Below are 5,343 nucleotides of genomic sequence, written 5' to 3'. Positions count from 1 at the left end.
TCTGGAAGCCCCTGCCCGGCGCGGTGGCGACATCGACCGACTGGGAAGTGGGTTATCCGCGCACCGAGGTGCACTGCACCCGCTGCGGCGGCCACCTCGGCCATGTGTTTGACGATGGGCCGAAGCCCACCGGCAAGCGTTACTGCATGAACGGCGTGGCGCTGGCCTTCGTGCCGGCCTGATCCGGGGGCAGCACTTCCCACACCTGCAGACCGCTTTGCCCTGCCAGGGGTACGGGCCGCAGCCAGACCGGGACCTGACCATCCTCGAGCGAGGCCATGAACCCCCTTGGCGCGGCGAGGCGATAGTTGTCGGCTTCGATCAGCCCGGCACAGATCACCACATAGCGCGCACCGTGCCGCGCGACATAGCCGCGCGCGGCGGCCGGATCGGCGATGAATGCGGCAATCACGTCATGCAGCGCCTGGGGCGCGCGATGGTGCGCGGTCGCAACGACGCTGTGATGGGTATTGGCCAGCAGGACCGGGCCGATGTCAATCGGCGCGAACAGGGTTGCGGGGGCAAGGCGGTTGAGCGCCGGGGCTGCCGCGGGGATATCGCAGACCTGCTGCGCCGCGCGCAGGGGCGCGGCAGATGCGGCCTTGGCCGGCGCCAGCGCATTGGCGGCTAGCAAGGGCAAGGCAGGCATCACCGCGAAGGACATCGCCGCGATTGCCGCGACGCGGGGCAGCGGTCGGCGCAGCGCCTGTGCGCGGCGATGCCATTCGCGTAGCTGCCAGCCCAGCGGCACGGCGGCAAAGGCGCAGGCAAAAGCCGAGGCGCGCGCGACGAAGACCGCCAGCAGCAGCGATCCGGCGAGCAGCAGGGCATATTCGAACCAGAACCGACGCAGCCAGTCGCGCGAGCGCGACCACAGCTTGAGCGCCGCATAGAGGCCGATCAGCGGCGGCAGAATCATCTGGGCGAGCACGGGCGGCTTCTGCAGCCACACCGGCTTGCCCTCGTGGACGTTGTCATACCAGAATTCGCGCACCAGCGGATCGAGCGTCGCGAAAGGACCGGTGCGGCAGGTGGGCGCCATGGCAAGGAAGGTGCCGGCCGCCAGCACGGCGACAAGGCCCAGGCCCACCGCCATGGCGATCCGCGGCTGCCGCGGCAGGCTGGAAAGCAGCGTTGCGGCCCCCGCCGTCACTACCAGTGCGCCGAGGTAGGCCGGGGAAAGCGTGTCGCAATGGTTGGCGAGATCGGCCAGCCCGCGAACCGCGAAGAAGGCGGCGACGCCGGTCAGCGCGAGGGCTTGCAGGAAGCTGATGAAGAAGGTGCGCGCACGCTGGTCGCGCAGCCAGCGCAGCGCAAGCACGCAACCGAACAGCACCGCAATCGGTAGTAGTTCGAGGCTGATTGTCATGCCCAGCGCCAGCGCGGCGCCGGCGATGAACCCGCCGGTGCGTTCGCTGCGCGCGGTCAGGCCGTTCAGCGCGACCAGCGCCGCGACAATCTGCCAGCCGTGATGGTCGATCCTGAGCGGCTGCATCTGGCCGGTAACCGGGCTTGCCAGCGCGATGACCAGGCAGACATAGCCGATCAGTTCGGCATCGAGGGTCCGCCAGGCAAGGCGCGCGGCCATCAGCAAGGTCGTGCCGAGCGTGAGGAGCGGGACAATTACCAGCGCGGCGCGCTCGGCCATGGCCGGCCCGATGATCGGACGCAGCGCCAGTTCGATCAGGTACAGCGGCAGGTCGACCAGCCGCGACCAGTGCATCAGGATGCCTTGCGGCGGGTCGATCCGGTACTGATGCAGGTCCCAGAAGGGCTGACCGGCCAGGAGATCGCGCACCTGCACCATGCGCAGGGTATCGTCGGCATCGGGCAGGGCGAGCGCGCGGATCGCGGCCCACTTGGTGGCCACGAAAATCGCGGAGACAACCAGCCAGATCAGCCCGACGCGAACCAGCAGTTCGCCGGTAAAGGCTGGACGGCGGCGCTCGGCGAAGATCACCGCGCCGATTCCAGCCGGAACACGACGCGGGCGCGCAGCTGCCAGTTAACCGTAAAGCTGATGACGATCGCGACCAGCTTGGACACTTGCGGATCACTGCCCAGCGCTGCACCGGTGCCGACAATCGCGGTGGTCAGTGCGAGGCCAAGCAGCGCCGAACCAACGAACATCGCCTTCTGCCACGTCCGCTGCGCCCCGCGCGCGGCAACGCCTTGCGCAAAGACCGCGCGGCTCGATATCAGCCAATGAGCGACGATACCGGTCGAATAGCCCAGCGCGGCGGCTGCGACTGCGGGAACGCCTGCCCGCAGCGCCACAAGGAACGTGCCCATGTCGAAACCCAGCGCCAGGGCACTGGCAACGACATAGCGCATCAGGGTCGCGTCGGTCAGGCGGCGCAGCAATTGGTTGGGCAGGTGCATGGCGGCTGTGCTCCTCAGGCCGCGTCGCGCTTGTCGGCGACGATGCGTTCGGGGACTTCGCGGACCGAAGCCAGCGCGGCAGCCTGATCGTCGCTGACCTCGCGGCGCGCCGCGGGGATGTGGGCCTGTTCGCCTTCGTCGCCAGCCTCGTGGTACTCGGCGTCCTCGTTGACGCACCACACATCGTAGACGCGGCTACCGGCGAGGATGTTCTCGGCCGTGAGCATCGCGGTCATCATCGCGTGGTCCTGGTTGTTGTAACGGTGCATCCCGTTGCGCCCGACCATGTGGAGCGTGGGATAGGCCGTTTCCAGCTCGCTGCGCATCGCGGCGACATGGGCGGCATAGTCCTCGTCATAGACCGGATAGGCCTTTTCCTGGCGCACCACGGCCCCGCCGATCACCTGTTCGGCCGAAACCAGGCCAAGGATCGCGAGCTCGCGGGTGGCGAGATCGACCAGGTCATCGTCCGACATCGACCACAGCCCGTCGCCTTCGAAGCAGAAGTATTCGAGGCCGACGCAGGCGACGCTTTCATCGGGCACCATTTCGGGCGACCACGAGCGGAAATTCTGGATGCGGCCGACCTTCACCTTGCTGTCGTGGATATAGATCCAGTTGTCGGGGAAGAGATCGTCGCTGCGGATCTTGAGCGCCACGGTCAGGAAGTCGCGGTAACGCAGTTCCTTGGCGTTGAGGCTGGTCGCGGGCAGCGGATGGAGCCGCGCGGCGAGTTCGCGCATCGGCGCTGAACTGATCGCGTGCCGGGCCCGGATCACGGTTTCGCCGTTATCGTGCGTCGCGGTCAGGCGCCAACCGTCGCTACCGTCGCTGGCCAGCTGCTTGAGCGCGTGGCCCATCAGCACTTCGCCCTTGCCGCTCGCCACGATCTTGTCGCGCGCGGCATCCCACATCATGCCGGGGCCAAGGCGCGGATAGCGGAAGGTTTCGAGCAGGGTCTTGGTCTGCATCCCGTCGTTGGGCGCCTTGTTAAGCCCCAGGCTGCGCTTCAGCCCGTCCACGACCGCGCCCCACAGCGACAGGCCCTTGATCCGCTGGGCGGCCCAGTCGGTGCTCATTTCGTCGCAGGGCATGCCCCAGACCTTCTCGGTATAGGTCTTGAAGAAGATCGAGTAGAGCTTGTGGCCGAACTGGTTGACGGTCCAGTCCTCGAAGCTCTTCACCCGCTTGTTCGGGAACGCCTTGGCCTTGGCGAAACTCACCATGCAGAGGGTGGATCGCACCACGCCCAGGTTCCACAGCGCTTCGAAAGCGCGCAGCGGGTAGGAGTAGAACTTGCCCTCGTAATAGATCCGGCTCATGCGCGGGCGCTGGATGAAATCGTCGGGCAGGATTTCGTTCCACAGATCGACCACGGCCTGCGACTTCGAGAAGAAGCGGTGCCCGCCGATGTCGAAGCGATAACCTTCGTGTTCGACCGTGCGGCTGATCCCGCCGACGTAGTGCGCGTCCTTCTCGATCACGGCGACCGAGAGGCCCGCCTTGGTCAGCAGGTAACCGGCGGTCAGCCCGGCCGGGCCCGCCCCGATAATCGCGACATCGACGGTTTTTTCACGCTGCGGCGCCGCGTTATGCGCGCCGGGAAAGCCGGTAACAGCCATTATGCCCCCACTTGGTTGGTAGGGGCAGAAGTGAAGGAAAATGCCTAATCAGTGGTTAACGCGGATGTGGGTTTCCGGCCCGGCGGGCGACGGCGCTGTCATTTCCCTCCGCGCCCAGATTCAGCCGAGCGACCAGCACCGCAAGCTGATCCATTGCGAAGCCTTGCTGGAAGACGATGCCGTGCACGGATCCCCGTCGCCAGCGCACCCGTCCGGCAACCCGCCCGATCCCCGATGCTTCGATCTCGACCGCCTGGCGCAGTGCGAGCATCGTCTCAAGCCTCACGGCTCCACCATTCTGGGCAATGTCCTGGACCTGTCCGACCTGCGCGGTGCCGCCGGCCGTCACGATCACGCTTAACGGTCGAACCATCTTCAGGCGGAGCTGGCGGCGCGGCAAGTCGCCGTGCTCCTCAACCAGTTCGCGCACGTCAACCGGGCCGGCCGTAAAGCGGAAACCGGCATGGCCATTGTCCTGCCAGACTAGATCGACCTCGTGGCGCGCACCGTTGCCAAGCTCAAGCTGATAGCGCTCGGACTTGGGCAGGGCGTGGAACAGCTTCGCCTTGACCCCCGTTTCCGAAGCGTCGCGCATGATGCAGAGGAATTCGCCGCTGGGGGTAATCAGTTTGACTGCCCGCATCATCAATGCAAACCGCGGGGCCGCGCGCAGTTCGGCCTGTCCTGCGCCGGGTTCAGGGTCGGTCACCGGTGGTTGGTCCATTGACGTTCTCCCCTGCAACTTGACAAGGCTACAGTCACTTACGCCCTAACAAAATGTCGCTAAGAAATTCCAAACCGCAAACTAGGTGATTGTGCGTGAATTATGAACTTTGTTCAAACCGCTTATGAGTAGAAATACTGCGCAAGGACAATGGGATCCGGGCCCGTACAAACAAGCTTGAAGAAAACCGCGGGTGGCGGGACCGCCGGATCTACTCCCCGCTTTCACCCTGGCACGCGCTGACCGCGTCCCGGCATGGCAGAGCGGCAGCCGGGCAGAGCGGCAGCCGGGCGCTTGGCGCGCACGGTTGCTTGCAGATGGTGCGGACGGTGGGACTCGAACCCACACGATCAAGGATCAAGGGATTTTAAGTCCCCTGCGTCTACCATTCCGCCACGTCCGCGCGAGCAGGCCAGCGCGATGTGGCAGATCGGACAGGGTGGTTCAAGGCGAACCCCTCCGGAAAGCGCATCCGGAAAGCGCAAGGGCCGCGGCGCGCAGCCTTGCCGCGCGCCGACAAAGGCGATCAATCGGCGTTCAGCTTGGCGCGCATTTCCTTGCCCGGCTTGAAATAGGGCACGCGCTTGCCCGGCACTGAAACCGCTTCGCCGGTGC

The 5,343-nt window shown here is 66.0% G+C and carries 6 protein-coding genes and 1 tRNA gene; 1 reads left to right on the top strand and 6 read right to left on the bottom strand.

Features of this window, described 5'->3' with window-relative positions; all coding sequences use genetic code 11:
* On the top strand, positions 1-182 hold a 182-nt coding region (locus tag ACE3SN_RS16030), incomplete at its 5' end, for a peptide-methionine (R)-S-oxide reductase (protein ID WP_374531712.1).
* Here the strand turns inward: ACE3SN_RS16030 and ACE3SN_RS16025 are convergent.
* The 6 genes from ACE3SN_RS16025 to ACE3SN_RS16000 all read right to left on the bottom strand — a co-directional run.
* On the bottom strand, positions 140-1,960 hold the full coding sequence (locus ACE3SN_RS16025; protein ID WP_374531711.1) for a hypothetical protein: 1,821 nt from the start codon (positions 1,958-1,960) through the stop codon (positions 140-142). The two genes, ACE3SN_RS16030 and ACE3SN_RS16025, sit on opposite strands and share 43 nt — an antisense overlap.
* Entirely contained in the window at positions 1,957-2,382 is a 426-nt protein-coding gene (locus ACE3SN_RS16020) for a GtrA family protein (protein ID WP_374531709.1), read from the bottom strand. Before ACE3SN_RS16020 ends, ACE3SN_RS16025 begins: the two co-directional genes overlap by 4 nt.
* Positions 2,383-2,396: 14 nt before the next feature.
* Positions 2,397-4,004 (bottom strand): NAD(P)/FAD-dependent oxidoreductase, encoded by a 1,608-nt coding sequence (locus tag ACE3SN_RS16015; protein WP_374531707.1) that lies wholly within the window; start codon positions 4,002-4,004, stop codon positions 2,397-2,399.
* A gap of 55 nt (positions 4,005-4,059) precedes the next feature.
* Positions 4,060-4,728 carry a PilZ domain-containing protein gene (locus ACE3SN_RS16010; RefSeq protein WP_374531705.1) on the bottom strand — a complete coding sequence of 223 codons (669 nt, stop codon included), beginning with the start codon at positions 4,726-4,728 and terminating at the stop codon, positions 4,060-4,062.
* Positions 4,729-5,046: 318 nt separating this feature from the next.
* Positions 5,047-5,131: transfer RNA gene (locus tag ACE3SN_RS16005), tRNA-Leu, on the bottom strand.
* Positions 5,132-5,254: 123 nt separating this feature from the next.
* Positions 5,255-5,343 (bottom strand): HU family DNA-binding protein (locus ACE3SN_RS16000; RefSeq protein ID WP_374531714.1); only part of this gene is annotated, 89 nt, incomplete at its 5' end.

Origin of the sequence: Novosphingobium sp., from assembly GCF_041915465.1 — a bacterium.
GTDB lineage: Bacteria > Pseudomonadota > Alphaproteobacteria > Sphingomonadales > Sphingomonadaceae > Novosphingobium.
This window is presented reverse-complemented; position numbering and strand designations above follow the sequence as displayed.

Bases quoted from the DNA above. Each gene is read 5' to 3' on its own strand.
- ACE3SN_RS16015 (WP_374531707.1), bottom strand. From the start codon at position 4,004: ATGGCTGTTACCGGCTTTCCCGGCGCGCATAACGCGGCGCCGCAGCGT.
- ACE3SN_RS16020 (WP_374531709.1), bottom strand. From the start codon at position 2,382: ATGCACCTGCCCAACCAATTGCTGCGCCGCCTGACCGACGCGACCCTG.
- ACE3SN_RS16010 (WP_374531705.1), bottom strand. From the start codon at position 4,728: ATGGACCAACCACCGGTGACCGACCCTGAACCCGGCGCAGGACAGGCC.